Below are 26,370 nucleotides of genomic sequence, written 5' to 3' on the forward strand. Positions count from 1 at the left end.
GCCTGCGGCGGGCGGCTCACTTGCGCCGCTGCAACCGATAGAACTGCTCTTCGAGGCGCTGCAGACCCCGCTCACGCATGCGCGGATTGTTCTGCAGCACTTCCTTGGCTTCCAGTTGCTCGACCTCCCAGGCCGAAGCATAGAGTGCATTCACTTCACGATGATTGACCGCGAACGGCGGGCCATCCATCTCGGATTGTTCATAATCCAACGTGACCAGCAGTTGTTGGCAGCCTGCTGGCAGGATAGCGGTCAACTGCTCGGCATAGCGCTGTCGCATGGGAGGCGGCAGCGCAATCAGTGCGGCGCGATCATAGACAGCTCGACACGCCGCAACGTCGTCAGACGCAAGCGCGAAAAAGTCTCCGCAGCGGATCTCGAGTGCGCCGCAGCGATAGACCTTGAAGGCTCCCTCGCAGGATACGCTGGGCTCCAACCGCTGCTCGCTGAAGAATGCCTGGACAGCCTTCTCGCTCAGCTCCACGCCCAGAACCCGATGCCCCTGACCGGCCAGCCAGGCGAGATCCAGACTCTTGCCGCACAGCGGCACCAGGACTGTCGCCCCTGCCGGAAGCGCGAGCGCAGGCCAGTGGCGCCGCAGACCTGGATGCACATCGTCGAGGTGGAAACCGATCTCGTTGCGAGCCCAACGCTCCTGCCAGAATTGTTCGTGCACCAGCCATTCTCCATTGCGTGATGGCGGCAGCTTACCAGAGCGATGCAGGAGGCTCAGCCGGTGTAGAGCTCTGCCTCGACGTCGACCCCGGCATCGCGCATCTGCGCGAGCTTGTAGCGCAAGGTGCGCGCGCTGATGCCTAGCCGATCGGCGGTTTCCTTGCGGCGCCCACGTTCGGCACGCAATGTATCGATGATCAGCTGAAACTCCCGGCGGCGCAGGTCATCGCCCAGAGCCGAGGCGACTTCGGCGATCGGCGGGACGGACTCCGCGCATGCCGGCAGTGAGACTGGAGCCGCGACGCCGCCTGACGGCATGCCTGGCGCCGTCAGACACAGGTCCTGAGGCTGGATCAGGCCACCCTGCTGAAGTATCAGCGCGCGCTGGACGGCGTTGTCCAGCTCGCGCACATTGCCCGGCCAGGCGTACTCGATCAGGCAACGCTGCGCAGCCGCGGACAGCCTCGCCGGCGGCTGGCGCATCTTGCGCGCATGATTGGCCAGCAAGCGCTCCGCCAGCGGCAGGATGTCCGCCGGCCGCTGACGCAGCGGCGGCCAGGCCAGCGGGAACACCGACAGTCGATAGAACAGATCTTCACGGAAGCGACCCGCTGCCACCTCGCCGGCCAGGTCGCGGTTGGTAGTCGCCAGTACGCGGATATCCAGGGCGATGGCCTTGCGTGCACCGACCCGTTCAACCTCGCGCTCCTGCAGCACACGCAGCAGCTTGGCCTGCAGTGCCAGGGGCATCTCGGAAATCTCGTCAAGCAGCAGCGTGCCGCCATCGGCCTGCTCGAACTTCCCCGGCTGGCTGGCGATGGCGCCGGTGAATGCGCCTTTCTCATGCCCGAACAAGGTCGCCTCCAGCATGTTGTCGGGGATCGCCGCACAGTTGATCGCGACAAAAGGTTTGCCGGCACGTGGCGAATGCTGGTGGATGTAGCGCGCCAGCACCTCCTTGCCGGTCCCTGATTCACCGGAGATCAGTACCGTCGAATCGCTCTGCGCAACCCGCGAAGCAAGGCCTAGCAACTGCTGGCTGGCTGGCTCGCATGCCACCGGCCCGTCAGCCTGCCCGGACCCGCACACACCGGCGACGTGCCGATCGACCAACTCAAGCAGAATCTGCGGCTCGAACGGCTTGACCAGATAGTCCGCCGCACCCTGCCGCATGGCATCGACGGCCCGCGCAACAGCCCCGAAGGCGGTCATCAACAGCACCGGAACCTGCGGGTGATACTGCCGGATCAAGGCCAGCAACTCGTGGCCATCCATACCCGGCATATTCACGTCACTCATCACCAGGCCGAATGGTTCCTGCTGCAGGGCAGCTAACGCAGCCTCGGCACAATCGACCGCGCGATATGGATGGCCAGCCAGCTCAAGCGTATCGCCCAGCGCTTCGCGCAGCGCGTGATCATCCTCGACCAGCAGAATCTTGGCAGTCATGATCACTCCGTTCCGACTCGTGGGAGCAAAGGCAGCGTCAGCAAGGCACAAGTGCCCCGATCCGGGCGTGATCGGAGCTGCAGCCCCCCCCGATGCGCTCGGGCAACCGCCTGTGCCACCGCCAGCCCCAGGCCGGTTCCGGTCGCGCGAGTAGTGAAAAAGGGTTCGCCGAGGCGCGCCAGGACATCGGCGGCTATTCCGCAGCCGTTGTCGCTGATACAGATGCGCAACGTCGAGGCGCGGCGATAGAAGTGGACTTTCAGGCGAAGGTCGCCGTTGCTGGCCTGTCGCGCGTTCTCGATCAGATTCAGCAGCGCGCCAACCAGCGTGTCACGATTGCAGAGCAGCTCACCGTCACGTACTTCGCACTGCCAACGCACCGCAGCACCCTGAACCTGGGTATCGGCCGCCGAGCGCAGGGCAGCCATCAACGCAAACGGGCTCAGCCGATCATTCAGCGGAAGGTCCCCTCGCGCGAACACCAGCATGTCGCGGACCTGATGCTCAAGCTCGTGCAACCGCGCCTTGATATTTCCAGCGAAGCGCTGCTGCAACTCCTCGCTGAGTCCGCCCTGCTCCAGGTGACTGGCATACAGCAGGGCACTGGACAGCGGCGTGCGTACCTGATGCGCAAGCGACGCAACCATCCGCCCGAGCGCAGACAACCGCTCATGACGAGCCAACTGATCCTGCAGACGACGAGTTTCAGTGAGATCGGTCAGCAGCACCAGCTGTCCCGGCTCGCCACTAAGCGAGCGCGTGGCGATGGAAAGCCGGCGCCCGCTGCGCAAGGAAATCTCGTGGCCGTCGTCGCGACGCGGTGCGAAGCTGCGCGCGATCACCTCACGCCACAAGGCGCCCGTTAGCGGCTCCCCAAGCAACTCCAACGCCACCGGATTGGCATCGCATACCACGCCTTGGCCGTCGATCACGACTACACCGCCCGGCAGCAGGTCGAGCACGTTCCGTAGCCGCTGCGCCAGTCGTTCCTTCTCTTCGAATTCCTGGCGTCGCAGCTCGCCAGCTTCGGCCAGCCTCCCCTGAAGCTCGGCGACCCGCGTATGCAACAGCCCCTCGGATTCGCTCAGTTGGCCAGATATCCGATCGAACAGCCTCAAAGACTGCGCCAGGGTACGCTCGTCGTTGCGCTCGCACGGCCCGTTGGAAGGCTCAGTGACAGCTTTCAAGATTCACTCACGCCTGTCAAAAGATGGTCGGTGAGTGGAGGCGAGCAATCTTCGTGCCCACCAGAGATCAGCGGACAGCTAACGTTGCAATGAAAAAGGCCGCCCGATCAGGCGGCCTTGACTGGCTTTGCAGGTGCTATTCGGCCTCGTCATCCCGACGATTCATGCCGTACTTGCGCATCTTTTCCACCAGCGTGGTTCGCCGAATACGCAGGCGTTCGGCAGCCCGCGCCACAACGCCGCCAGCGTCTTCCAACGCCTGATGGATCAAACCCTGCTCGAGATTGCCGAGGTATTCCTTGAGATCCAGTCCCTCCACCGGCAGCATCGCCTGAGCTTCCGGGACGACCATAGGTGCGCTGATGGCCGCGCGCTCCTCCATTTCCTCGTTGAGGCTGGTGGCGTATTGCTCGTCATCATCGTCGACATGGCGAAATTTCTTCGGCAGTTCCATCACACCGATAACGCCATAGGGATGCATGATTGCCATGCGCTCAACGAGGTTGGCCAGCTCACGAACATTGCCCGGCCAGTCATGTCGGCACAACGACATGATCGCAGCCGAATTGAAGCGGATGGAACCGCGCTTCTCATGCTCCATGCGCGAGATCAGCTCGTTCATCAACAGGGGGATATCTTCGACACGCTCGCGCAGAGGCGCCATCTCGATCGGGAAAACGTTGAGTCGATAGTAGAGATCCTCGCGAAAGGTCCCCTCCTCGATCATTTTTTCCAGGTTCTTGTGGGTGGCTGCGATGATGCGCACATCCGCGCTCTGAGTACGGTTGCTGCCCACCCGCTCGAAGGTGCGCTCCTGCAGAACGCGCAGCAGCTTGACCTGCATCGGCAGCGGCATGTCACCGATCTCATCGAGGAACAGGGTTCCGCCCTCGGCCAGCTCGAAACGCCCTGAACGAGCCGTAATGGCTCCGGTAAAGGCGCCTTTTTCGTGACCGAACAGTTCGCTCTCGAGAAGCTCCGCGGGAATCGCACCACAGTTGACGGGAACGAACGGGCCCTGCCGGCGCTTGGAGTGGTAATGCAGATTGCGCGCGACGACTTCCTTGCCGGTTCCTGACTCACCGAGGATGAGCACGCTTGCCTCGGTGTCGGCGACCTGCTGCATCATTTGCCGGACATGCTGTACCGCACGACTGGTGCCGACCAGGCTACGAAACAGATTCGGCTCACGCTGCCGGCCTCGGGATTTGGCCTGATCGTACATCTCCCGATAGATCTGCGCGCGATGCAGGGAATCGAGCAGCTTGTTATAGCTGGGTGGCATCTCCAGGCTGGTCAGCACCCGACGGCGTATCTCTTCCGGCCAGTCAGCCGGTGCTGGCTCGCCAATGAGCATCAAGGGAACATTCTCGTCCCACTTGCCCATCTGTTTGATCAGCTCGACCGCCCCCCCACGAGCACTGACATCGCCGAGCAAGACGCCGATGACAGCGCGACTGGACTCTAGGCCAGCAACCGCCTCCTGCCACTCGCTACTGGAACAAGCCAGATGATCTTCGCTGAGGAAGTTCAGGATGACCGCAAGGTCTCGGCGGCGGTCTTGATCATCGTCTATCAACAAAATTTTGGTTTCACGCCACATCTTGTTTATAGGGCTCTAAGAGGCTGAAAAGAAAGCCTGCGCTCGCATCCATGGGAAATAAAGGCGATCACATTTATGGCAGATGGAAGCTAGATTAATGAAAAAATGAACTGAGTCAAATTTATGGCGTGAAATAGCGACCAAAGAACAAGCGGAAAATCAGCGCTTTGTGCGAAGAGTTAAAGCAGGGAGGGAATGTTAGACACACGTTAGCGTGATTAGACGTCAACTACGCGACAGTAGCCGACAGAACTGCGCTATGCAGAAAAGGCGTGGCGACATAATGCCACACACTTTGTAATGCTTTGATGAGGCCGATATTGGCATCACAGGCACCTGGACGCGTCGCCAGCAGGCATGCGCCCCAGCAAAGACTTATGCCGCGACTCAGCCGAACAGCTGATACACCTTCGCCCCTTGCTGCGATTGGTTCAGCTGCCGCAGCTCGCCGGCAATCCGCCGCTGCTCGACCTGACAGGTGCTGACCATTTCGCGGTAGAGCTCAAGTAGCTCCTGGAGGCGCTGGCGAAGCACAACGTTGTCGCGCTCCGAGTCCCTCATCACGTCGTCGACGGCATTGCGGCATTCACGGTCGAGCATACTGATCGCCGCCCAATCCTGCTGGCTAAGCGCGTCGCGCAAAGCAGAACCAGTTTCTTCAAGGCGTTTGACGGAAGCGTTCATGCTCGACTCCGGGGGCTGTGCCCGATACGACGGCTTATGCCGAACCAGCTGAGAGGTATTCACCAACGGTGCTCCAGCTATATCGGCCACCCCTCGACGGCCTTTAGACCGGGTCGCCAAAAACTATACCGACGCTACCGCGACCGAGAGATTCAGTGGCGGTTGCGCAAGCCCGGCGGGACACTTGGCGGCGCCACTGGCTCCCAGGGTCCATCAGGCTGACCGGCACAGAACCAATCGCCGTCCCAGCGATAGTAAAGACGCTCCCGATAGTACAGCTCGCGTCCTTCGACGACATACACCCCGAGCCGGTTATCCCAGTGCGCCGCAACATGCGGCGGCGGCGCATAACGAGGATGGCTTTTCTGGGTCGCCGGCGCGCGCGGTGCAGGCGGCGCCTTGATCGGTGGCGGCGAAATGACCGGAGCACTCGGCTCGGGGGCTCGCGGTACCGGCTTCGCCGCGGGCGGCTGAGGGCTCGACTCGTAGGGGGTTCCCGCGCAAGCGCCGAGCAACACGCTCAACCCCACCAGCACGGCGTGTCGCCAGGTAGTCCGGAACGCGCGGCGACCGGGGGCTAGCTTCGCAGTCATTTGTATCTCTTGGGCGTCAGGGAGTGTCGGCACGATCGATGACGAGTCGTACGCTCCGCTCGTCACCCTTGGTGTCGAGCGCCACGCTTCGACCCATCCACTCGCCTTTGGTTGCATCACCTGTGCTGGAAATCCTGGCCATCAGCACCACCTGCTCGACACTGGATATCTTCAGGGACGGGATCATCGCATCGGCATCGCTCAGGCTGATCGACGTCGGTAGATCGGCGACCGTCAGGCGCTTGGCCGCGAGTGGAGCAGGCGGGCCGGCGACGGCACGTGCGAAAACGAATACGCTGTCCTGCGGCGAAACAGCCTTGGCCACCTCAGGATCGAGCTGGACCTCGACCTGCAGCGTGATGCCCGCTACCTCAGGCTGTGACGCCGTTTCGGCAGGTTCACCAAGCTGCTCACGAGCGCGGTTGATTCCTCCCCGAATCGCCTCCCGCGACGGATCGTTCTCCGGAAGCGCAGCGACCAGCTGCTCCCAGAAGCGTACCGCATCGGCATAACGCGCCTCTTCGAACGCCGCAATTCCGAGTAGCCCAAGGCTGGTTACCTCCTGAGGATCTCCCCGCAGCGCTTCGTCGGTCAGCGCCTGCAGGTCAGGAGTCCATTGCCGATCCCGCGCGAAATACAACGCCTGCGCCCACTGACCGAGCAGCTCCGGCTGACGCCCGGCAAGCTCGACAACCTGGGCAAAAGCCTTCGCCGCATCCGCTGGACGCTCCTGGTTCATGTAGGTGCGGCCAAGGAAGTACCAGGCCTCGGCCGAGTCCGGCTGCGCCTTCACTGCCTGTTCGAGGCGTGCGGTCATTTCCTCGACGGTGCGCGGCTGCTCGCTGAACTGTCGCGCCAGCTGCACCTTGTCGCTGGCGCCCCAATGCAGGTATAGGCCATAGCCCATCAGCGGCACCAGAAGCGCCGCGACCAACGGGACGCTGCGACCAAGCCTGGCGGTGCGCGGTGCACCGCTCTCTTCGGTATCCTCAAGCAACTCACGAGCGGCATCCGCTCGCCCCGCCTCCAGCTGCTCGGCACTCAACGTGCCGGCCTCGTGCTGGGCGGTGAGCTCTGCCATGCGCTCCTCATACAACGCCACATTGAGCGCGGTGCGGTCTTCTTCTGCCTGGGCACGGCGGCCGCGCAGAATCGGAAGCAGGAGAAAGGCCAGCGCCACCAGCAGCAAGCCGGCGGCGGCAATCCAGAAATCGATCATGGTTCTTTTTTATCCAACAGCTTGGCGAGACGTTCGCGTTCTGTCTCGGAGAGAGTGTGCGATGCGGGGGCGTTCTCGAACCGGCGACGACGAACCAGAATGACCGCCAGTACGCCAAAACCCAGCACCAGCAGCGCGACGGGCCCATACCAGAGCAGCATGGTCTTCGCATTCATCGGCGGCTTGTATCGAACGAAATCGCCATAGCGCTCGACCAGGTAATCCACGATCTGCTCGTTGCTCTGCCCCTCTTCGAGCATGCGGAAGATTTCCTGGCGCAGGTCCATGGCAATGGGTGCGTTCGAGTCAGCGATGTTCTGGTTCTGGCACTTCGGGCAGCGCAGCTCTTCGGTCAGGGTGCGATAACGCTCGCGCTCGGCCTCGTCACGAAACTCATAGGTATCGATTGCGCCCTGCGCACTGGTCACCAGCGCAAGCCCGAGAAGCGCGGCGTGGATCAGTCGTTTCATTCGTCCACCAGCTCCTGATAGAGCGCCGCCAGCTGCTCACGCCAGACCTGATCGTCGATGACCCCTACGAACTTGTGGCGAATGACACCCTGCTTGTCGATCAGGAAAGTCTCCGGCGCGCCGTAGACGCCCAGGTCCAGCCCCAGGCTGCCCTGCTCGTCGCGAATGTTCAGTTGATAGGGGTCGTGGAACTCGTTCAGCCACTTCTGCGCCGCCGCGTTGTCGTCCTTGTAGTTGACGCCATGGATCACCACGCCCTGCGCTGCGAGACGGTTGAGCACAGGGTGCTCGACCTTGCACGCGACGCACCAGGTCGCCCACACGTTGAGCAACGCCGGCTTGCCCTTGAGGTCGTCCTGGCTGATCAGACGCTGCTCATCCTCCACCGAAGGAAGCGAGAACGAAGGTACCGGCTTGCCGATCAACGCCGAAGGCAGCTCCGACGGATCGAGAAACAAGCCGCGATAGAGAAACACCGCGATGATCAGAAAGACCACCAGTGGCAGCAGCATCAACAGTCTTTTCACATCAGGCTCCTTGTGCCGCCATGCCGAGGGCTTCGCGCACCCGGGTCTTGACCTTCACTCGATAGCGGCGGTCGCTGGCTGCCAGCACACCGCCGAACGCCATCATCAGACCGCCGAGCCAGATCCAGCGCACGAACGGCTTGATATGCACCCGTACCGCCCAGGCGCCGCCATCCAATGGCTCACCCAGCGCCACATAGAGGTCACGGGTGAAGCCGGCATCGATGCCCGCCTCGGTCATCGGCATCTGCTGCACGGTATAGAGACGTTTCTCGGGATGCAGCGTGGCAACCTGCTTGTCGCCATCGAGCACACGGATAGTCGCCTTGTCCGAAGTGAAATTCGGCCCCTCATGATGCACGGCGCCTTCGAAGACGAACCGATAGCCACCCAGCTCCAGCGATTCGCCGGGCGCCAGCCGCAGATCCCGCTCAGCGCTCTGGTGGCTGGTCAACACAACACCGATGGCACAGACGACCAGGCCAATATGCGCCAGGTGCATGCCCCAATAGCTCGGCGACAGACTGCGCATGCCCTTGACCAGCCCCTTGTGACGGGTCTTGTCGAGCAGATCGCGAACACTGGCCAGTACCACCCAGGCCCCAAGCAGACACACCGCCAGTACCGCCCAATTGAAATCGCCGAACAACAGCGAACCCAGGCCGCCGAGGATCACGCTGGCGATCAACACCGGCGTGAGCATGCCGAGCAGCCACTTGAATGGGGTGTCTTTCCAACGGACGAGGATACCTACGGCCAGGGCCAACATCAGCGCCGCCACCAACGGAACGAACATCGCGTTGAAGTACGGCGGGCCGACCGAAAGCTTGGCGCCGGACAGCGCGTCGAGCAGCAGCGGATACAGCGTGCCCAGGAGAATCATGGCGGTCGCAACGACCAGCAGCAGGTTGTTCACCAACAGCAGCGTTTCCCGGGACCAAAGGCCGAAACCGACCTGGCTCTTGACCACCGGGGCGCGCATGGCGAACAGGGTCAGGGAACCCCCCACGACCATTAGCAGGAAAACCAGAATGAATACGCCGCGCTCCGGATCGGTAGCGAATGCATGTACCGATGTCAGCACGCCGGAGCGGACCAGGAAGGTGCCGAGCAGACTCAGGGAGAACGCGGCAATGGCCAGCAGCACCGTCCAGCTCTTGAATACGCCGCGCTTCTCGGTGACTGCCAGCGAGTGGATCAGCGCGGTGCCGACCAGCCACGGCATGAAGGAGGCGTTTTCCACCGGATCCCAGAACCACCAGCCACCCCAGCCCAGCTCGTAGTACGCCCACCAGGACCCCAACGCGATACCCAGCCCGAGGAAGGCCCAGGCCACCAGGGTCCAGGGACGCGACCAGCGCGCCCAGGCGGCGTCGAGCCGCCCGCCCAGCAGCGCGGCGATGGCGAACGCGAATGCCACGGAAAAGCCGACATAGCCCATGTACAGCATCGGCGGATGGACGATCAGACCGAAGTCCTGCAGCAGCGGGTTGAGATCCCGACCGTCCATCGGCGATTGCGGCAGCAGCCGCTCGAACGGGTTGGACGTGACGATCAGGAACAACAGAAAGCCGATGCTGATCAGCCCCATTACACCAAGCACCCGGGCGAGCATGTCTTCCGGCAGCTGGCGGGAGAAGATCGACACGGCGAAGGTCCAGCCGGCCAGGATTAATGCCCAGAGCAGCAACGAGCCTTCGTGGGCGCCCCAGACCGCGCTGAACTTGTAGTACCAGGGCAGCGCACTATTCGAGTTCTGAGCGACATAGGCGACCGAGAAATCATCGACCATGAAGGCATAGGTCAGGCAGATGAAGGCGAATGCGAGAAACGCGAATTGCCCCCAGGCCGCCGGCTGCGCAAGCCCCATCCACTGCCGGTCACCCCGCCAGGCACCGATCAGTGGCAGCGTCGCCTGCACGACCGCCAGGCACAGCGCAAGAATCATCGCCAGGTGGCCGAGCTCGGGAATCATTTCGCGTACTCCTTCTTGCCGCCTTCGTAGTGTTTCATCATGCCGCTCTGCTCCAGCGCCTGGGTCACTTCGGGCGGCATGTAATTTTCGTCGTGCTTGGCCAGCACCTCATCGGCGACCAGGACACCATCGGCATTGACCCGGCCCAATGCGACGATGCCCTGTCCTTCGCGGAACAGATCGGGGAGGATGCCCTGATAGCTGATGGTCACCGTCTCCACTCCGTCGGTCACTCGGAACGATACGCTGAGTGAATCGTTGGTGCGCTGTACCGAGCCTTCCTCGACCAGCCCGCCGGCGCGAATACGAGTGCCTTCCGGCGCCTCTCCCGCCGCGATCTGGGTCGGTGTGTAGAACAGGTTGATGTTCTGCTGCAGAGCGGACAACGCCAGCGCCACGGCAATACCGACACCGGCGAGAATCGCCAGGACGATGAAAAGACGCTTCTTGCGCACCGGATTCACTTCGACTCCTCCCGGCGCAAACGACGCGCCTCATCTTGCAGATAGCGCCGGCGCGAGAGGGCCGGCAGCACGACATTGAGAATCAGGACCGCCAGGCTTATGCCGTAGGAAGTCCAGACATACACGCCATGATTGCCCATGGCGATGAATTCGGCGAAGGACGAAAAGTTCACGAGTTGTTTCCCACCAGAGCCTTGACCTCGGTCTTCACCCAGCTCGCACGCGATTCACGGCGAAGGACTTCCAGGCGCATGCGCATGAGCAAAACCGCGGCAAAGAAGCAGTAGAAACCGATCACCATGATCAGCAACGGCAGCCACATCTCTACCGGCATCGCAGGCTTCTCGGTGACCTTGAAGGTGGCCGGTTGATGAAGCGTATTCCACCACTCGACCGAGTACTTGATGATCGGGATGTTCACCACGCCGACGATCGCCAGCACGGCGCAGGCCTTGGCAGCACTGTCGCGGTTGCTGATCGCCTGGCCCAGCGCGATGACACCGAAGTACAGGAACAGCAGAATCAGCATCGAGGTGAGTCGTGCATCCCAGACCCACCAGGCGCCCCAGGTCGGCTTGCCCCAGACCGCGCCGGTCAGCAGTGCAATAAAGGTCATCCAGGCGCCAATGGGGGCCGCCTGCTGCAGCGCAACGTCGGCGAGCTTCATCTTCCAGACCAGCCCGACCACGCCGGCGACGGCAAGCATCACGTAGATGGACTGGGCCAGAAATGCTGCGGGAACATGAATGTAGATGATCCTGAAGCTATTGCCCTGCTGATAATCCTCCGGTGCGAACGCCAGCCCCCAGACCGTTCCGACGCCGATCAGCAATACCGCAGCCCACCCCAGCCAGGGCAGCCAGCGCCCGCTGATCTCGTAGAACCACTTGGGTGAACCCAGCTTGTGAAACCATGTCCAGTTCATCGGATGACTCGTCGTTCTGCGAGTGCCTGATCTCAGGCCTCGACATTCGCTATGTCGACCGGGCACAGGCGCCGGCCATCAGGTGTACCGCTACTCGCCAACGCTGATCTTCAGCCCGGCGGCTATCGCAAAGGGTGTAAGAGTAACCGCCAACGCGGTCAGACTGGCCAGCCACAGCAGGTGCCCGACCGCCGGAAGCCCCTGCAAAGCGGCCTGCAACGCGCCGCTGCCCAGAATCAGCACGGGGATGTAGAGCGGCAGAATGAGCAGAGCAAGCAGCAACCCGCCTCTTTTGAGCCCCACCGTCAGGGCCGCACCGACCGCGCCGAGCAGGCTGAGAATGGGCGTACCCAGCAGCAGCGAGATCAACAGTACCGGCATGGTGTCGAGCGGCAATCCCAGCATCAGCCCAAGCAAGGGTGCCAACAAGACCAGCGCCAGACCTGAAAACGCCCAGTGTGCCAGCACCTTGGCGAGCACCAGAAGCGCAAGCGGGTGCGGCGAAACGACCCACTGCTCGAGCGAGCCATCCTCGAAGTCACTGCGAAAAAGGCCATCCAGCGAGAGCAGCACGGCCAGAAGCGCGGCGACCCAGACCAGCCCCGGAGAAATCGTTTGCAACAGTTGCGTCTCGGGCCCGACCGCCAGCGGAAACAGCGCGATGACGATTGCGAAGAACACCAGGGGATTGGCCAGCTCGGCCGGACGACGAAACAGCAGGCGCGCCTCGCGAGCCAGCAGAAGCGTGAAGACGCTGCTCATGCGGCTCGCTGCCCCAGATCCAGTTCACGGTAGCCAGCAGGCATCTCGGTGAGACTGTGGTGAGTGGTCAGCACGACCAGTCCGCCCTGCTCGCAATGGGCCGCCAGGTGTCGCTCCAGTTGCGCCACACCATGCTTGTCAAGCGCCGTGAACGGCTCGTCGAGAATCCACAGCGGCGGCGGGGAAAGGTAGAGTCGCGCAAGCCCGACACGACGCTGCTGCCCTGCCGAAAGGGTGTGGCAGGGCACGTCTTCGAAACCGCGCAGTCCTACGGCAGCAAGCGCCTGCCAGATCGCTTCGCGACTTGCCGGTTGATGCAGCGCGCACAGCCAGGTCAGGTTTTCTTCTGCGGTAAGCAGGCCCTTGATGCCGGCAGCGTGCCCGATCCACAACAGGTTGCGGGCCAGCTCGCCACGTTGCGCGTCGAGTGGCAGCCCCTTGAGCCTGACCTCGCCGGCGGTGGGCTGCATGAGGCCGGACAGCAGGCGCAGCAGGCTGGTCTTGCCGCTACCGTTGGGGCCGGAAATCTGCAGCATTTCGCCGTTCTCGAGGCGCAGATCGAGCTTGTCGAACAACAGCCGCCAATCCCGCTCGCAGGCGAGCGCCACAGCTTCGAGGAAGGGAGTTGACACGCTGGCGACACCTCAAGATGAAAAAGGCCTGGCCGCTATACTCAGGTGGGTAGGCCAGGCGGGCGGAATTATACATGGCAACCTTGAGTGCCAAAGGCCGCAAGCACGAAAGGTTGTAAGAGCATTTGAGGAAAGATGACCGAGATCAAGAGTACCACCGCTCTGCCCCAGGCCGGCATGCCACGCCAGAGCGCAGCCTCCAGCGAGCTCGCACTGAAGCTTCTGCAACCGATGCAGGGTCTGCTGGCAGCCGGCGAGCAGGCCGAGGCCGAGGTGGTCGGCATCAGGGAGGCAGCGCAGGCCTTTCGCCTGGTGCTGCGTCTGACCATGACCGGGGGACGCCAGGCCACTGTCGAGGTCAGTAGCAACAAGGCGCCAGCTCTCGGCGCGGCCTATGTCATCACCGCGCTCTCGGACACCCGCCTGCTGGCGTCGCAACAGGCAGCCGGACGCCAACCCGCCTCCTCGCTCGATCTCGAGCAGTTGCCGGTCGGCAGTGTGATCCAGGGCCGCGTCGTCGCCAGCAGCGAACATCGGCTGGACGACGGACAGAAGCTGTTCAAGGTGGTGATCAGCCTGCTCAACTCACCACTCAGCGGCCAGAAGCTGAACATCGAATCGAGCACCCCGCTGGCGCTAGGCAGCCTGCTGACAGCCCAGGTAAAGGGGAGTCAGGCATTGAGCTTCTTGCCGTTGAGTGGCCGGCTCGATCAGCTGCATCTAGGCGAGCAGCTCAGCGCGCAGCAGCAGCGCCAGGCTTCGCTCGAAGGTTTGTTCAAGGCGCTGCAAGGTGCCTCGGGCACGCTGCCCGGCGGCCTGAAGGGCGCGGCCGAAGCCTTGCTTGGCCAGGTTCCCGACATGCAGCAGCTGACCGATGCCAAGGCACTGGCTGCGGCACTGGCCAAGAGTGGCGTCTTTCTCGAGGCGCGACTGCTGGCGGGACAAACCGAGGGCCTGCAGGGAGATCTCAAAGCTGCCCTACTGCGTCTGCTTGCGCAAATGCCGAGTCTCCCTGGCAGCACACCGCTGACTGGAGCCCACGCCGGCGCCGCCATGGGACAAGTGCTGCCGGCGTTCGCACGCCAGGCCCTGGGCGCGTTGACCCAAGGCAGCACCCGCCAGCTCGCGATCGGCTTCCCCCTGCCCAGCAAGCTTCCACCGGGCATGGAAGAGGAAGCCGACCTGGAGCTGCTGCTCAAGCTTGCCGCGGCAGCAGTCTCGAGACTGCAAACGCACCAGCTTTCCAGCCTGGCGCAAACACAGGTCGGGCCAGACGGTGCCCTGCTCACGACGTGGCAACTGGAACTGCCGATGCGTGACGGCCGGGACTTCGTGCCGTTGCAAATCAAGCTGCAGCGCGAAGACCCGCCAAGACGGCAGGAGAAAGAACGCGGCGAGGCAGTTTGGAAGATCGAACTGGCATTCGATATCGCGCCGCTGGGCCCGCTGCAGGTTCAGGCACAGCTGATGCGCGGCACCCTGGCGAGCCAGCTCTGGGCCGAACGCAGCGCCACCGCACAGCTGATCGCTACCGAACTCACGCACTTACGCGAACGCTTGCAAGCCGCGGGATTGAGCGTGGGCGAGCTGACTTGCCGTCAGGGCGTGCCGCCGCAAGGGCCAAGTACCACACTCGAACAGCGCTTCGTGGATGAAACTGCATGACCGACAAGCAACCGCCGCGCCAGGCCATAGCGCTCAGCTACGATGGCATCAACGCCCCGAGCCTTACGGCCAAGGGCGACGATGAACTGGCCGAGGCCATTCTGGCCATCGCGCGCGAACACGAGGTACCGATCTACGAAAACGCCGATCTGGTGCGCCTGCTTGCGAAACTGGAACTGGGCGACGAAATCCCCGAGGCGCTCTATCGCACCATCGCCGAGATCATCGCCTTCGCCTGGTACCTGAAGGGTAAGTGCCCACCTGGTTTCCGCGAACCGGTCAATGACACGACCCAGACGCCGCCACTGCTCAGTGGGCCTGGGCGTTGAGCACAACGGCTGCTCGGTCCTCGCCGGTCACCTGAGGCAGGTCGTGCAGCTGCCAGGCAAAGTAGCCGGCTCGAAAATAGAAAACACGCTGATAGCCCCAGGCGACGGCCATGCGTGCGGCTTCCGCACTGCGGGGGCAGATCTCACTGTCGCAGTAGATGACCAGAGGCAGCTCCCGCGGCCATTCGGGGCCTGCCAAGCTAACGAAATCGCTGGCCAGCTCGAAGTGCACCGCCCCCTCCACATGGCCCCATAGCCACTCGCGATCCGAGCGCACGTCGATGAACACCGCACCCAGTTCGTGCAAGCGCTTGGCCTGGAAGACATTGATGGTCATGGCGCCATCCACTTCGTCCGGTGCTTCAACGGCGTGAACCGTGCCCAGGGAGGCCATCAACAATAGAAAAACGAGCACGCAGCGCATCACCGCCCTCCTCGTTCCGAAAAACGGAACCGCACCCTGCCTGGTCGGACCAGGCCGATACGAGTTGGAATGCAGTGGCTGGAGGAGGTTCCGATCACCCGGGAGGAACCGATGGGCGATGTGCGCCAGCTCAGGGTTTTTGACGCGCCTGATGCAGCTTGCTCATCAGCTCGGCCTCGGACTGGGAGAGACCGCAGGATTGGGTGAGATCATCGATGCTTGCCCCCATGCCGACCAGCTTGGCGGCCTGAGAGAAGGAAAAATTGTTGGGATCACGCAGTTCCAGCTGGTTGAGCTTGTCCGGCAACGGCGCAACGACGCGCGCCAGCTCACGCAGCTCGTCACCAATGCGCATGTTGCCTTCGAGATAGGCATCCAGACGATTGCTCAGCTCCTTGATGCGCTTGTCCCGCGCCGCGTCACGCTGGCGCTGCTGCTCAGCCAGCAACCGCTGTCGCTTGAGCAGCCAAAGGCAGAACCCCAGCAGGCCCAGACAGCAGAATGCCAGCGCGATCAGCGATGCGACCAGCGACGCGATCAGCATGTATCAGATGCTCTCAAGCTCGGCCCACTCTTCTTCGCTCATCATCTTGTCGAGTTCGACCAGAATCAGCAGCTCGCCGTTCTTGTTGCACACGCCCTGAATGAACTTGGCCGATTCATCGTTGCCGACGTTGGGGGCGGTTTCGATTTCCGACTGACGCAGGTAAACCACCTCAGCGACGCTGTCGACCATGATGCCGATCACCTGCCGATCCGCTTCGATGATCACGATACGGGTATTGTCCGAAACCGGGGCCGGGGCCAGACCGAAACGCTGGCGCGTATCGATTACCGTGACCACGTTGCCTCGCAGATTGATGATGCCCAGCACGTAGCTCGGCGCCCCGGGTACCGGCGCAATCTCGGTGTAGCGCAACACTTCCTGAACCTGCATCACGTTGATGCCGTACGTCTCGTTATCCAGACGGAAGGTTACCCATTGCAGAACAGGATCTTCGGAGCCCTGCGCAGACGTCATCTTCATAATCCCACCTTCTTCAATTACCGCTCGCGGCGGTCGATTCTATCGCCAGGCCGCACACCGCGTGCGACCGTCATTCATTCTTTCAGCGCTTGTGCGGCTTTGCCGTGTCGTGCATCTGCTTGACCGCACCACTGGCGATCAGCTCGGCCAGTGCCGTGACATCGACCAGCGCACACATGTGTTCGATAACCGTACCGGCCAACCAAGGGCGCTGGCTGCGCTGTGTACGCCACTTCACTTCGCTGGGGTCGAGACGGATCGACCGGCTGACCTGATGTACCGCCAGCCCCCATTCATAACCCTGCACCGAAATCACGTACTGCAGGCCCTGGCGAAAATCGTCGCGATAGCGATCAGGCATCACCCAGCGCGCCGTGTCCAGCACCTTCAGATTGCCCGCCTGGCTCGGCAGTATGCCAAGAAACCAGTCGGGCTGGCCGAACAGCGGCGTAAGCTCCTGTCCCGCCAGCGGGTAGATGGACCCCAGGCAGACCAGAGGCACCGCCAGCGTCAGCCCGGCGACATCGAACAGCAGACACTCGAAGGGCTCGTCGCCCCAGCCCGGATGCCGATCAGCGACGATAGCTGTCAGTTCATCGACAGGCTGCGCAGCGGCCGCCAAGGCAATGATTGGCGCTGCGGCATGCACTGGCGCGGGCGCAGGTATTTCAGGGGCTTCAGGCGCGACGACCACAGGCGGCGCGGGCGGCGTGGGCTGTACGATCTCCAGGCGCGGCGGCTGGCTGATTCGCGCATCGCGCAGCTGTTCCTCGAGCACGGCAGCCTGGAATTCGTCCTGACTGACCGAGTCCGCCAGTTCGATGGCCGCATCCTGCAGCAGCCCGTCGAGATAAGACTGCAGCGCTTGCTGGGATCGGGTTTCGGTAAGGACGGTGCGACTCATGGAAAGACTCGTAAGGAGAAGCTGAACAGGCTATCGGCTGCCGACGCAACAAACTTGAGGCGCCAAGCGCCGAGCGGTTGTCCCTTTTGTCAAGCCACCTGCGGCGACGGTTGCAGCGCCAGCAGGTGCTTCAGCAAGGCACGATAGGCAAGAACGGCGCGGCTGGCGGGATCGAACTGCGAAGGTGTCAGACCGGCACGACTGGCGTCGCGCAGCCGCGTATCGATTGGAATGAAAGCCGGCCAGAGATGGTCGGCGTAGCCGGCACGCAAGACCTTGAGCGTGTTCATCGAGGCCTGGGTACGACGGTCGAACAGCGTCGGCACGATGGTGTACGGCAGCGCCTGCTTGCGCGAGCGGTTGATCATCGACAGCGTGCTGACCATGCGCTCGAGGCCCTTCATCGCGAGAAACTCGGTTTGTACCGGGATCACCAGTTGCTGGCTGGCAGCAAGTGCATTGACCATCAGCACGCCGAGCAGCGGCGGGCTGTCGATGACCGCGTAATCGAAGTCCTGCCAGAGCTGCGACAGACTCTTGGCGATCACCAGTCCCAGACCGTTCTGCCCTGGCGACTGACGCTCCAGCGTCGCGAGCACCGTGCTCGACGGCATCAGCGAGATTCGCTCATGACTGGTGGAGAGTAGAAGCTGCCAGGGCAGACCTTCTGGCACGGTACCCTGGTGCTGGAACAGGTCGAAGACGCTGTGCTCTAGGTTGTCCGGATCGTGACCAAAATAGCTGGTCATCGACCCGTGCGGATCCAGGTCCAGCACCACGACACGCTTGCCGGAGTCGGCCAGCAAGCCCGCCAGCGCGATCGACGTGGTGGTTTTGCCCACCCCACCCTTTTGATTGGCAACAGCCCAGACTCTCATGGTTCCCCACCCGGCGAAGCTGACCGGCAGTTCCCACCTGAAACGGCGGGGCGACGGTGTTTTGACGATTGCACCCTCAGGCGCTCACATGGCTGCAGCCGGTGCAGATTGTGTGCCAGCCCGACGCAGTGCCTCGTTGGGCCTGGCATTTGCGCTACCGACGCCGGAAACGCTGCGGCGCACATCGAGATTGCGCGATACCACGAGGATCACCCGTCGGTTACGCGCGCGCCCCTCGGCCGTCGAATTGTCAGCCACCGGCTGAAACTCGCCGTAGCCTACGGCCGCAAGCCGGGACGGGGCGACTCCTTGCGCGGCGAGCATGCGTACGACGCTGCCGGCTCGCGCTGCGGACAGCTCCCAGTTGGTCGGGAACTGGCTCGTGCTGATGGGCAGATTGTCGGTAAAGCCTTCGACATGGATGGGGTTGTCGTAAGGCGCCAGGATGGCCGCGACCTTGTCGATCAACTGGAACGCCTGATCATTGGGCAGCGCGTCACCGCTGGGAAACAGCAGACTGGAGTTGAGCTCGATCTCGATCCACAGCTCATTGCCGCGAATGGTCAGCTGCTCGTTGGCAATCAGTTCGCCGAAGGTCTCGCGCATGCTTTGCGCGATACGCTCCAGCGGATCGAACGTCGGCGCCCCGGATGTCGAGGACGGGCCGGAAAGGTCTTGCACCTGCGAAACATCCGACTCGGTGGTCCGCGGCCGCTCGTCACCAATCGGGATTGGTTTCACGGCCCGATCGACCTGGTTGAACACGCCGACCAGCGAGTCGGAGAGAATCTTGTACTTGCCCTCGTTAATCGAGGAAATCGAGTACATCACCACGAAGAAGGCGAACAGCAGCGTGATGAAATCGGCGTACGAAACCAGCCAACGCTCGTGATTCTCGTGCTCTTCCGGCGCTCTGCGTCTGGCCATGGCGATCAGTCCATGAAGCCTTGCAGCTTCATCTCGATGGAGCGTGGATTTTCGCCTTCGGCGATGGATAGCACACCTTCGAGCAGCATCTCGCGATAGGCCGTCTGGCGCTGAACGACACTCTTCAGCTTGTTGCCCACTGGCAGGACCAGCAGGTTGGCGAAGGCGACCCCATAGATCGTTGCGACGAAGGCCACGGCGATGCCGCTGCCGAGCTGGCTGGGATCGGCCAGATTGCCCATTACGTGGATCAGACCCATCACCGCACCGATGATGCCGATGGTCGGAGAATAGCCACCCATGCTCTCGTAGACCTTGGCGGCCCGAAGATCGCGGCCTTCCTGGGTGTAGAGGTCAACTTCGAGAATACTGCGGATGACTTCCGGCTCGGCGCCGTCGACCAGCAGCTGCAGCCCCTTGCGTGCGTAGGGATCGGGTTCAGTCTCGGCAACCGGCTCGAGGCCGAGCAGTCCTTCCTTGCGCGCCGTATTGCTCCAGGCGGTGACCATGGCGATGCCGCGAGCCAGATCGATGCGCGGCGGAAAGAAGATCCAGCGACCGATGCTCATGGCACGCATGAACACCGCGATGGGTGTTTGCAGCAGTACCGCGCCGAGCGTGCCGCCCAGCACGATCAACGCGGCAGGTCCGTTGAGCAGCGCCGATATGTGGCCACCCTCGAGAAAGTTGCCGCCGACGATGGCGACGAACGCCAGCAGCAACCCGATGAGGCTGAGAACATCCATCAGCGGCCAGCCTTCATCAGATGCAGGCCTCGGCCAGATTGCGCCCGATGTCGTCCAACCCATAAACGGCGTCACTCAGATTGGCTTTGACCACCGCCATCGGCATTCCGTAGATCACGCAACTGGCCTCGTCCTGAGCCCATACCTGACTGCCGCTCTGTTTGAGCAGCCGCGCGCCCTCGCGGCCATCGGCACCCATACCGGTGAGCACCACTGCAAGCACCTTGTCGTGAAACGACTTGGCCGCCGAACCGAAGGTGACATCGACACAGGGCTTGTAGTTGAGGCGATCGTCGCCGGGCAGAATGCGCACCGCGCCGCGCCCGTCGATCATCATCTGCTTGCCGCCGGGCGCGAGCAGCGCCAGGCCGGGTCGCAGCACATCACCATCCTCCGCCTCCTTGACGCGAATGCGGCAGAGCTTGTCCAGGCGGTCGGCGAATGCCTTGGTGAACGCCGCAGGCATGTGCTGAATAAGCACGATGGGTGCCGGGAAATTGGCAGGCAGTTGAGTCAGCACCCGCTGCAGCGCCACCGGGCCGCCGGTCGAGGTACCGATGGCCACCAGCTTGTAGGCCTTGCGCTTGGGCGCCGGCGCACGCGCGGGTGCTGCCGGGGTCGCGCCAGCACCGGTGCTACGGGCAGTGGCCAATGCGGCGGGTGTTCCGCGGACAGAGGGTGCCGGGGCGCTGACGCTGGAACTGCAGAAAGTGCTGTAGCGTCGGTTGCTGCGCGAAACGGTGTGCACCTTCTCGCACAGCAGCTGCTTGACCTTGTCCGGGTTGCGCGAGATGTCCTCGAAATTCTTCGGCAGGTAGTCGACGGCACCGGCGTCGAGCGCATCGAGAGTGACCCGCGCACCTTCGTGCGTCAGCGAGGAGAACATCAACACCGGCGTCGGACAGCGCTGCATGATCTGCCGCACCGCAGTGATGCCGTCCATCATCGGCATCTCGTAATCCATGGTGATGACGTCCGGTTTCAGCGCCAGCACCTGGTCGATCGCCTCGCGCCCGTTGGTAGCGGTGCCGACGACTTGAATATTGGGATCAGAGGAAAGGATTTCCGAGACACGCCGGCGAAAGAAACCGGAATCGTCGACGACCAGGACCTTGACTGCCATACATCACTCCTAGCGGCAGCGCGCCCCTCCCGGAACGGCGCTGCCTGACCGAATCAAATCCTGCGTGCGTAGCGCTTGAGCATGCTGGGAACGTCGAGAATCAGAGCGATGCGGCCATCACCGGTGATGGTCGCGCCGGACATGCCGGGCGTACCCTGCAGCATCTTGCCCAGCGGCTTGATGACCACCTCCTCCTGCCCAACCAGTTGATCGACGACGAAGCCGATGCTCTGGTTGCCGACGCTGAGAATCACCACATGACCTTCGCGCTGCTCTTCCTGAGCAGCATCGTGAACCAGCCAACGCTTGAGGTAGAACAGCGGCAGCGCCTTGTCGCGCACGATCACCACTTCCTGGCCATCGACGACATTGGTCCGCGACAGGTCCAGGTGGAAGATTTCGTTGACGTTGACCAGCGGGAAGGCGAAAGCCTGGCTGCCGAGCATGACCATCAGGGTCGGCATGATCGCCAGAGTCAGCGGTACCTTGATCACCACCTTCGAGCCCTGTCCCTTGGTGGAGAACACGTTCACCGTACCGTTGAGCTGGGAAATCTTGGTCTTGACCACATCCATGCCGACGCCACGACCGGACACGTCGGAAATCTCGGTCTTGGTCGAGAAGCCCGGCGCGAAGATCAGGTTGTAGCACTCCAGATCGCTCAGGCGATCGGCGGCATCCTTCTCCAGCATGCCTTTCTCGACAGCCTTGGCGCGCAGGACGTTGGCATCCATGCCCTTGCCGTCATCGCTGATGATCAGCAGGATGTGGTCGCCTTCCTGCTCGGCCGACAGCACCACACGGCCGGTACGCGGTTTGCCGGCCGCCTCGCGCTCCTCGGGCATCTCGATGCCATGGTCGACGGCATTGCGCACCAGGTGCACCAGCGGGTCGGCCAGGGCTTCGACGAGGTTCTTGTCGAGGTCGGTTTCTTCGCCTACCAGTTCCAGATTGATCTCTTTCTTCAGGCTGCGCGCCAGATCGCGTACCAGCCGCGGGAAACGGCCGAACACCTTCTTGATCGGCTGCATGCGGGTCTTCATCACCGCGCTCTGCAGGTCGGCGGTGACCACATCGAGGTTGGAAACGGCCTTGGCCATTGCCTCGTCGCCGCTATTGGAGCCCAGGCGCACCAGACGGTTACGCACCAGCACCAGCTCGCCGACCATGTTCATGATCTCGTCCAGCCGCGCGGTATCGACGCGCACCGTGGTCTCGGCCTCGGCCGGAGCCTTCTCGGCCGCGGCTGGCACGGCGGGCTTGCTCGCTGCGGCAGCCACCGGCTTGGCAGCAGCCGGACGAGCCGGCTCAGCCTTCGCGGGAGTCGGTTTGGTCGGCGCCTTTTCTACTGATGCAGCCGCGGCGGATTCGCTGACGCCGGCCGGACTGGCGCCAACGACTGGGGGTTCGAACTTGCCTTTGCCATGCAGCTGATCGAGCAGTGCTTCGAACTCGTCATCGGTGATCTCGTCGCTTGCGCCTGCCCCACTACTGGCCGTTGCAGGCTCGGCAGCCGCCGGCGCGGTCGCTGCGGTGGTTGCCGGCTCGAACTTGCCCTTGCCGTGCAGCTGATCGAGCAGTGCTTCGAACTCGTCATCGGTGATCTCGTCGCTTGCGCCTGCCCCGCTACTAGCAATCGCAGGCTCGGCAGCCGCCGGCGTGGTCGCTGCGGTAGTTGCCGGTTCGAACTTGCCCTTGCCATGCAGCTGATCGAGCAACGACTCGAACTCATCATCGGTGATTTCGTCAGCCACGGTGCCTGTATCGGCGGATGCCAGGGGCTCGACAACGGGCGGTTCGATCGCGTCCAGCAGCTGCTCGAAATCGCTGTCGACGCCTTCGCTCACAGGCTCGGCGATGGCCTGGGGCGCTGCGGCGGCAGGTGCTTCGTCGTCGGATGCAGGCTCGGCCAGACGGGCCAATGCGGCCAGCAGTTCCGGCGAGGCAGGAGTAGGTTCGACGCGTTCACGGACCTGGCTGAACATCGCGTTCACGGCGTCGAGCGCCTGCAGAACGACGTCCATCAGTTCGGAATCGACTCGACGCTCACCCTTGCGCAGGATGTCGAAGACGTTTTCGGCAATGTGGCAGCATTCCACCAACTCATGAAGCTGGAGAAAGCCCGCACCGCCCTTGACCGTATGGAACCCGCGAAAAATCGCATTGAGCAACGCCATGTCATCGGGGCTGCTTTCCAGCTCCACGAGTTGCTCGGACAATAATTCGAGAATCTCGCCGGCCTCTACCAGGAAGTCCTGGAGAATTTCTTCATCGGCGTCGAAGCTCATATTCACTTCCCCTAAAAGCCCAGGCTTGAAAGCAGATCATCGACATCGTCCTGGCCGGAAACGACGTCTTCACGCATATCGGCATGCATCTGCGGACCTTCACCATTGGAAGGCGATTTTTCTTGTTTTTTCTTCTCTTGCTCGGCGCGCATGGCATCGCGGTCGTGCTGGATGCCAGCCACGCGGTCGACCTGCCCCGCCATCAGGACGAGATTGAGCAGATTGCTTTCAAGCTCGGTGATCAGTCGGGTGACACGCTTGATGACCTGACCGGTCAGGTCCTGGAAATCTTGGGCCAGCATGATTTCGCTGAGGTTCTGCGACAGCTGGCTGCCATCGTTCATGCTGCGCTTGAGGTACTGGTCGATGCGCTTGACCAGCCCACGGAACTGTTCAGCATCCATTTCGCGGCGCATGAATCGCTGCCAGTCAGCCGTCAGGCTCTGGGCCTCGTAGCTAACGTAGTTGACCAGCGGCGCCGATTCCTCCACCAGATCCATGGTGCGGTTGGCGGCCTTCTCGGTCATCTCCACCACATAGGACAGGCGATCGGTCGCGTCGGTGATCGGTGACGGATCGCCGCCGGTGGCACAGGTATCCATCTCGAGTTTGACGATGGCGTTGTGCAGCTCGCGGGTGAGCTTGCCGACTTCCTGATAGAGGCTGTGATTACGCGCCTGGCTGAGTTCATTGAACATCTGCGTCGCTTCATCGAAGCGGCCCTGCTGCAGGCTTTCAATCAACTTCGGGGCGTTGGCCTTCAGAGTCGCTTCGAACTCTGCCAGGCTCTGATCTGCTTGCGTCATAGTGCCCTCGCGGCGTTGCTGCTTCAGCCGTTGACGCGCTCGAAGATCTTCTCGATCTTCTCCTTGAGCACCTGGGCAGTGAAAGGCTTGACCACATAGCCGTTTACGCCGGCCTGTGCCGCCTCGATGATCTGGTCGCGCTTGGCTTCGGCAGTGACCATCAGCACCGGCAGGTGCTTGAGGCGCTCGTCGGCACGCACGGTACGCAGCAGATCGATACCGCTCATGCCCGGCATGTTCCAGTCGGTGACGAGAAAGTCGAAGCTGCCGCTTTTCAGCATCGGCAGCGCGGTGTTGCCATCGTCCGCTTCGGCGGTGTTGGTGAACCCCAGGTCACGCAAGAGGTTCTTGATGATTCGTCTCATCGTCGAGAAGTCATCGACGATGAGGATTTTCATGTTCTTGTCCAAGTCGACCTCCGTAAGTCCCAAAATGCCTCAGCAAACCGAGCACGTCATACCGCAAACAATCGTCAATTGGCGCGCCATTCACCGAGGCGCGCACGCAGGCGCGCCGCACATTGGCTATGCAACTGGCTCACACGCGACTCGCTGACTCCCAGCACCTGACCGATTTCCTTCAAGTTCAGCTCTTCGTCGTAATACAACGACAGCACCAGCTTCTCGCGCTCCGGCAGGTTGGCGATGGCTTCTGCCAGCGCCAACTGGAAACGTTCGTCCTCCAGATCGCGGAAAGGCTCGGGGTGCGTACTGCCGGCATCCTCCTGCAGCTCGCCATGCTCGCCTTCCTGCAGCAGGTCGTCGAAGCTGAACAGTCGGCTGCCGAGGGTATCGCCGAGGATGCTGTAATACTCATCGAGACTAAGCTTAAGTTCGGCCGCAACTTCATGATCTTTAGCGTCACGACCGGTTTTCGCTTCGATGGCGCGGATCGCCTCGCTGACCATGCGCGAGTTGCGATGCACCGAGCGTGGCGCCCAGTCGCCCTTGCGCACCTCGTCGAGCATGGTGCCGCGGATGCGGATGCCGGCGTAGGTTTCGAAACTGGCGCCCTTGCCGGCGTCGTATTTCTTCGCTGCTTCCAGCAGTCCGATCATTCCAGCCTGGATCAGGTCGTCCACCTGCACGCTTGCAGGCAGACGCGCCAGAAGGTGGTAAGCGATACGCTTGACCAACGGCGCGTACTGATCGATCAGGCGATATTGAGCATCCTTTGCCTGAGCCTTGCTGTAATACATAGCGGATCCGGCACCTGTCATTCGTGGCTTTCTGAAGCGGGACTGATGAGGCGCTCGACGAAGAATTCGAGATGGCCGCGCGGGGTAGCAGGCAACGGCCAGGTATCGATCTTCTGCGCAATGGCCTTGAAGGCCAGCGCGCATTTGGAGCGCGGATAGGCTTCATAGACGGCACGCTGCTTTTGTACCGCTTTGCGTACGGCCTCGTCGTAGGGCACGGCGCCGACATACTGCAGCGCCACATCGAGAAAACGCTCGGTGACCTTGGTCAGCTTGGCGAACAGGTTGCGACCTTCCTGGGGTGCATGCGCCATGTTGGCCAACACCCGGAAACGACTGATGCCGTAGTCACGGTTGAGCAACTTGATCAGAGCATAGGCATCGGTGATGGACGTGGGTTCATCTGTGACGACCAGCAGCACTTCCTGCGCGGCACGCACGAAGCTGACCACCGAATCACCAATACCGGCCGCGGTATCGATGATCAGCACGTCCAGCTCATCGCCCAGTTCACTGAATGCCTGGATCAGACCGGCATGCTGCAGGGACGACAGCTGTACCATGCTCTGCGTCCCGGATGCCGCGGGCACGATACGGATACCGCCGGGACCCTGGATCAGCACATCGCGCAGATCGCACTCACCGGCGATCACATCGGCCAGGGTTCGCTTGCTGGTCAGGCCAAGCAGGACGTCGACGTTGGCCAGACCCAGGTCGGCGTCGAGCAGCACCACACGCCGGCCCAGATCGGCCAGCGCCAGCGCCAGATTGACCGACACGTTGGTCTTGCCGACGCCACCCTTGCCGCCGGTCACCGCAATCACCTGTACGGGATGCATACCCATGTTCACACGCCTATATCTTGCTGGGGCCATACGGCCGGCGATGCG

General features: G+C 62.4%; 30 protein-coding genes. 2 read left to right on the forward strand and 28 right to left on the reverse strand.

Annotated elements, in window-relative coordinates:
- Nucleotides 1-16 precede the first annotated feature (16 nt).
- The 15 genes from NAO55_RS03605 to ccmA all read right to left on the reverse strand — a co-directional run bounded on the left by NAO55_RS03605 (nucleotide 17) and on the right by ccmA (nucleotide 13,165).
- Nucleotides 17-676: a thiopurine S-methyltransferase gene (locus tag NAO55_RS03605; protein WP_102840219.1), complete on the reverse strand. Its 660-nt coding sequence runs from the start codon at nucleotides 674-676 to the stop codon at nucleotides 17-19.
- Nucleotides 677-729: 53 nt separating this feature from the next.
- Entirely contained in the window at nucleotides 730-2,124 is a 1,395-nt protein-coding gene (locus NAO55_RS03610; protein ID WP_102840218.1) for a sigma-54-dependent transcriptional regulator, read from the reverse strand.
- Between the two features lie 2 nt (nucleotides 2,125-2,126).
- Nucleotides 2,127-3,254: a sensor histidine kinase gene (locus NAO55_RS03615; protein WP_305123816.1), complete on the reverse strand. Its 1,128-nt coding sequence runs from the start codon at nucleotides 3,252-3,254 to the stop codon at nucleotides 2,127-2,129.
- Nucleotides 3,255-3,447: 193 nt separating this feature from the next.
- Complete coding sequence (locus NAO55_RS03620; protein ID WP_102840216.1) at nucleotides 3,448-4,914, reverse strand: sigma-54 dependent transcriptional regulator; 1,467 nt, start codon at nucleotides 4,912-4,914, stop codon at nucleotides 3,448-3,450.
- Nucleotides 4,915-5,301: 387 nt separating this feature from the next.
- Nucleotides 5,302-5,598 (reverse strand): flagellar protein FliT, encoded by a 297-nt coding sequence (gene fliT / locus NAO55_RS03625; RefSeq protein WP_102840215.1) that lies wholly within the window; start codon nucleotides 5,596-5,598, stop codon nucleotides 5,302-5,304.
- A 152-nt stretch (nucleotides 5,599-5,750) separates the two neighbouring features.
- Nucleotides 5,751-6,191 carry a hypothetical protein gene (locus tag NAO55_RS03630; protein WP_102840214.1) on the reverse strand — a complete coding sequence of 147 codons (441 nt, stop codon included), beginning with the start codon at nucleotides 6,189-6,191 and terminating at the stop codon, nucleotides 5,751-5,753.
- A 16-nt stretch (nucleotides 6,192-6,207) separates the two neighbouring features.
- Entirely contained in the window at nucleotides 6,208-7,410 is a 1,203-nt protein-coding gene (ccmI, locus tag NAO55_RS03635; protein ID WP_102840213.1) for a c-type cytochrome biogenesis protein CcmI, read from the reverse strand.
- A complete protein-coding gene (locus NAO55_RS03640; protein ID WP_102840212.1) occupies nucleotides 7,407-7,880 on the reverse strand; it encodes a cytochrome c-type biogenesis protein in 474 nt (157 codons plus the stop codon). The genes ccmI and NAO55_RS03640 overlap by 4 nt, the downstream gene beginning before the upstream one ends.
- Nucleotides 7,877-8,407: a DsbE family thiol:disulfide interchange protein gene (locus tag NAO55_RS03645; protein WP_063539823.1), complete on the reverse strand. Its 531-nt coding sequence runs from the start codon at nucleotides 8,405-8,407 to the stop codon at nucleotides 7,877-7,879. The genes NAO55_RS03640 and NAO55_RS03645 overlap by 4 nt, the downstream gene beginning before the upstream one ends.
- Nucleotide 8,408: 1 nt before the next feature.
- A complete protein-coding gene (locus tag NAO55_RS03650) occupies nucleotides 8,409-10,382 on the reverse strand; it encodes a heme lyase CcmF/NrfE family subunit (RefSeq protein ID WP_102840211.1) in 1,974 nt (657 codons plus the stop codon).
- Nucleotides 10,379-10,846 (reverse strand): cytochrome c maturation protein CcmE, encoded by a 468-nt coding sequence (gene ccmE / locus NAO55_RS03655; protein WP_063539825.1) that lies wholly within the window; start codon nucleotides 10,844-10,846, stop codon nucleotides 10,379-10,381. The genes NAO55_RS03650 and ccmE overlap by 4 nt, the downstream gene beginning before the upstream one ends.
- On the reverse strand, nucleotides 10,843-11,019 hold the full coding sequence (gene ccmD / locus NAO55_RS03660; RefSeq protein WP_063539826.1) for a heme exporter protein CcmD: 177 nt from the start codon (nucleotides 11,017-11,019) through the stop codon (nucleotides 10,843-10,845). The genes ccmE and ccmD overlap by 4 nt, the downstream gene beginning before the upstream one ends.
- Nucleotides 11,016-11,771 (reverse strand): heme ABC transporter permease, encoded by a 756-nt coding sequence (locus NAO55_RS03665; RefSeq protein ID WP_102840210.1) that lies wholly within the window; start codon nucleotides 11,769-11,771, stop codon nucleotides 11,016-11,018. Before NAO55_RS03665 ends, ccmD begins: the two co-directional genes overlap by 4 nt.
- Nucleotides 11,772-11,861: 90 nt before the next feature.
- A complete protein-coding gene (gene ccmB / locus NAO55_RS03670; protein ID WP_063539828.1) occupies nucleotides 11,862-12,533 on the reverse strand; it encodes a heme exporter protein CcmB in 672 nt (223 codons plus the stop codon).
- Nucleotides 12,530-13,165 carry a cytochrome c biogenesis heme-transporting ATPase CcmA gene (gene ccmA / locus NAO55_RS03675; protein WP_063539829.1) on the reverse strand — a complete coding sequence of 212 codons (636 nt, stop codon included), beginning with the start codon at nucleotides 13,163-13,165 and terminating at the stop codon, nucleotides 12,530-12,532. The genes ccmB and ccmA overlap by 4 nt, the downstream gene beginning before the upstream one ends.
- A gap of 135 nt (nucleotides 13,166-13,300) precedes the next feature.
- On the opposite strand from ccmA, the gene fliK reads away from it, so the two are divergent.
- Entirely contained in the window at nucleotides 13,301-14,830 is a 1,530-nt protein-coding gene (gene fliK / locus NAO55_RS03680) for a flagellar hook-length control protein FliK (RefSeq protein ID WP_102840209.1), read from the forward strand.
- The gene (locus tag NAO55_RS03685) at nucleotides 14,827-15,159 is read left to right on the forward strand and encodes an EscU/YscU/HrcU family type III secretion system export apparatus switch protein (RefSeq protein WP_102840208.1); all 333 of its coding nucleotides are present in this window, start codon (nucleotides 14,827-14,829) and stop codon (nucleotides 15,157-15,159) included. The genes fliK and NAO55_RS03685 overlap by 4 nt, the downstream gene beginning before the upstream one ends.
- On the opposite strand, the gene NAO55_RS03690 is transcribed toward NAO55_RS03685, so the two are convergent.
- From NAO55_RS03690 to fleN, 13 genes are all read right to left on the reverse strand, one after another.
- Nucleotides 15,140-15,583: a rhodanese-like domain-containing protein gene (locus NAO55_RS03690; RefSeq protein WP_102840207.1), complete on the reverse strand. Its 444-nt coding sequence runs from the start codon at nucleotides 15,581-15,583 to the stop codon at nucleotides 15,140-15,142. The genes NAO55_RS03685 and NAO55_RS03690 overlap by 20 nt on opposite strands.
- A 130-nt stretch (nucleotides 15,584-15,713) precedes the next feature.
- Nucleotides 15,714-16,127: a DUF2802 domain-containing protein gene (locus tag NAO55_RS03695; protein WP_063539833.1), complete on the reverse strand. Its 414-nt coding sequence runs from the start codon at nucleotides 16,125-16,127 to the stop codon at nucleotides 15,714-15,716.
- Nucleotides 16,128-16,130: 3 nt separating this feature from the next.
- A complete protein-coding gene (locus NAO55_RS03700) occupies nucleotides 16,131-16,610 on the reverse strand; it encodes a chemotaxis protein CheW (protein ID WP_063539834.1) in 480 nt (159 codons plus the stop codon).
- 82 nt (nucleotides 16,611-16,692) lie between these two features.
- Nucleotides 16,693-17,514, reverse strand: a complete 822-nt coding sequence (locus NAO55_RS03705) for a CheW domain-containing protein (protein WP_102840206.1) — start codon at nucleotides 17,512-17,514, stop codon at nucleotides 16,693-16,695.
- Nucleotides 17,515-17,603: 89 nt separating this feature from the next.
- On the reverse strand, nucleotides 17,604-18,392 hold the full coding sequence (locus NAO55_RS03710; protein ID WP_063539836.1) for a ParA family protein: 789 nt from the start codon (nucleotides 18,390-18,392) through the stop codon (nucleotides 17,604-17,606).
- A gap of 84 nt (nucleotides 18,393-18,476) precedes the next feature.
- Nucleotides 18,477-19,319 carry a flagellar motor protein MotD gene (gene motD, locus NAO55_RS03715; RefSeq protein ID WP_063539837.1) on the reverse strand — a complete coding sequence of 281 codons (843 nt, stop codon included), beginning with the start codon at nucleotides 19,317-19,319 and terminating at the stop codon, nucleotides 18,477-18,479.
- Between the two features lie 5 nt (nucleotides 19,320-19,324).
- Nucleotides 19,325-20,065, reverse strand: coding sequence for a flagellar motor protein (locus tag NAO55_RS03720; protein WP_063539838.1), 741 nt, complete (start codon nucleotides 20,063-20,065; stop codon nucleotides 19,325-19,327).
- Between the two features lie 16 nt (nucleotides 20,066-20,081).
- Nucleotides 20,082-21,188 carry a protein-glutamate methylesterase/protein-glutamine glutaminase gene (locus tag NAO55_RS03725; RefSeq protein WP_102840205.1) on the reverse strand — a complete coding sequence of 369 codons (1,107 nt, stop codon included), beginning with the start codon at nucleotides 21,186-21,188 and terminating at the stop codon, nucleotides 20,082-20,084.
- Between the two features lie 53 nt (nucleotides 21,189-21,241).
- The gene (locus NAO55_RS03730; protein WP_102840204.1) at nucleotides 21,242-23,476 is read right to left on the reverse strand and encodes a chemotaxis protein CheA; all 2,235 of its coding nucleotides are present in this window, start codon (nucleotides 23,474-23,476) and stop codon (nucleotides 21,242-21,244) included.
- A gap of 11 nt (nucleotides 23,477-23,487) precedes the next feature.
- On the reverse strand, nucleotides 23,488-24,282 hold the full coding sequence (locus NAO55_RS03735; protein ID WP_063539841.1) for a protein phosphatase CheZ: 795 nt from the start codon (nucleotides 24,280-24,282) through the stop codon (nucleotides 23,488-23,490).
- Between the two features lie 23 nt (nucleotides 24,283-24,305).
- Complete coding sequence (locus NAO55_RS03740) at nucleotides 24,306-24,680, reverse strand: chemotaxis response regulator CheY (RefSeq protein WP_180981641.1); 375 nt, start codon at nucleotides 24,678-24,680, stop codon at nucleotides 24,306-24,308.
- Nucleotides 24,681-24,754: 74 nt separating this feature from the next.
- Complete coding sequence (gene fliA / locus NAO55_RS03745) at nucleotides 24,755-25,480, reverse strand: RNA polymerase sigma factor FliA (RefSeq protein WP_102840202.1); 726 nt, start codon at nucleotides 25,478-25,480, stop codon at nucleotides 24,755-24,757.
- A gap of 17 nt (nucleotides 25,481-25,497) precedes the next feature.
- A complete protein-coding gene (gene fleN, locus NAO55_RS03750; RefSeq protein ID WP_063539843.1) occupies nucleotides 25,498-26,325 on the reverse strand; it encodes a flagellar synthesis regulator FleN in 828 nt (275 codons plus the stop codon).
- Nucleotides 26,326-26,370 lie beyond the last annotated feature (45 nt).

The sequence above is a fragment of the Stutzerimonas frequens genome, from assembly GCF_024448335.1.
GTDB lineage: Bacteria > Pseudomonadota > Gammaproteobacteria > Pseudomonadales > Pseudomonadaceae > Stutzerimonas > Stutzerimonas frequens.

Coding starts and splice junctions, on each gene's coding strand:
- NAO55_RS03610 (WP_102840218.1), bottom strand. CDS start 2,124: ATGACTGCCAAGATTCTGCTGGTCGAGGATGATCACGCGCTGCGCGAA.
- NAO55_RS03620 (WP_102840216.1), bottom strand. CDS start 4,914: ATGTGGCGTGAAACCAAAATTTTGTTGATAGACGATGATCAAGACCGC.
- fliT (WP_102840215.1), bottom strand. CDS start 5,598: ATGAACGCTTCCGTCAAACGCCTTGAAGAAACTGGTTCTGCTTTGCGC.
- NAO55_RS03630 (WP_102840214.1), bottom strand. CDS start 6,191: ATGACTGCGAAGCTAGCCCCCGGTCGCCGCGCGTTCCGGACTACCTGG.
- ccmI (WP_102840213.1), bottom strand. CDS start 7,410: ATGATCGATTTCTGGATTGCCGCCGCCGGCTTGCTGCTGGTGGCGCTG.
- NAO55_RS03640 (WP_102840212.1), bottom strand. CDS start 7,880: ATGAAACGACTGATCCACGCCGCGCTTCTCGGGCTTGCGCTGGTGACC.
- NAO55_RS03650 (WP_102840211.1), bottom strand. CDS start 10,382: ATGATTCCCGAGCTCGGCCACCTGGCGATGATTCTTGCGCTGTGCCTG.
- NAO55_RS03665 (WP_102840210.1), bottom strand. CDS start 11,771: ATGAACTGGACATGGTTTCACAAGCTGGGTTCACCCAAGTGGTTCTAC.
- ccmB (WP_063539828.1), bottom strand. CDS start 12,533: ATGAGCAGCGTCTTCACGCTTCTGCTGGCTCGCGAGGCGCGCCTGCTG.
- fliK (WP_102840209.1), top strand. CDS start 13,301: ATGACCGAGATCAAGAGTACCACCGCTCTGCCCCAGGCCGGCATGCCA.
- NAO55_RS03685 (WP_102840208.1), top strand. CDS start 14,827: ATGACCGACAAGCAACCGCCGCGCCAGGCCATAGCGCTCAGCTACGAT.
- NAO55_RS03690 (WP_102840207.1), bottom strand. CDS start 15,583: ATGCGCTGCGTGCTCGTTTTTCTATTGTTGATGGCCTCCCTGGGCACG.
- NAO55_RS03695 (WP_063539833.1), bottom strand. CDS start 16,127: ATGCTGATCGCGTCGCTGGTCGCATCGCTGATCGCGCTGGCATTCTGC.
- NAO55_RS03700 (WP_063539834.1), bottom strand. CDS start 16,610: ATGAAGATGACGTCTGCGCAGGGCTCCGAAGATCCTGTTCTGCAATGG.
- NAO55_RS03705 (WP_102840206.1), bottom strand. CDS start 17,514: ATGAGTCGCACCGTCCTTACCGAAACCCGATCCCAGCAAGCGCTGCAG.
- NAO55_RS03710 (WP_063539836.1), bottom strand. CDS start 18,392: ATGAGAGTCTGGGCTGTTGCCAATCAAAAGGGTGGGGTGGGCAAAACC.
- motD (WP_063539837.1), bottom strand. CDS start 19,319: ATGGCCAGACGCAGAGCGCCGGAAGAGCACGAGAATCACGAGCGTTGG.
- NAO55_RS03720 (WP_063539838.1), bottom strand. CDS start 20,065: ATGGATGTTCTCAGCCTCATCGGGTTGCTGCTGGCGTTCGTCGCCATC.
- NAO55_RS03725 (WP_102840205.1), bottom strand. CDS start 21,188: ATGGCAGTCAAGGTCCTGGTCGTCGACGATTCCGGTTTCTTTCGCCGG.
- NAO55_RS03730 (WP_102840204.1), bottom strand. CDS start 23,476: ATGAGCTTCGACGCCGATGAAGAAATTCTCCAGGACTTCCTGGTAGAG.
- NAO55_RS03735 (WP_063539841.1), bottom strand. CDS start 24,282: ATGACGCAAGCAGATCAGAGCCTGGCAGAGTTCGAAGCGACTCTGAAG.
- NAO55_RS03740 (WP_180981641.1), bottom strand. CDS start 24,680: ATGAAAATCCTCATCGTCGATGACTTCTCGACGATGAGACGAATCATC.
- fliA (WP_102840202.1), bottom strand. CDS start 25,480: ATGTATTACAGCAAGGCTCAGGCAAAGGATGCTCAATATCGCCTGATC.
- fleN (WP_063539843.1), bottom strand. CDS start 26,325: ATGGGTATGCATCCCGTACAGGTGATTGCGGTGACCGGCGGCAAGGGT.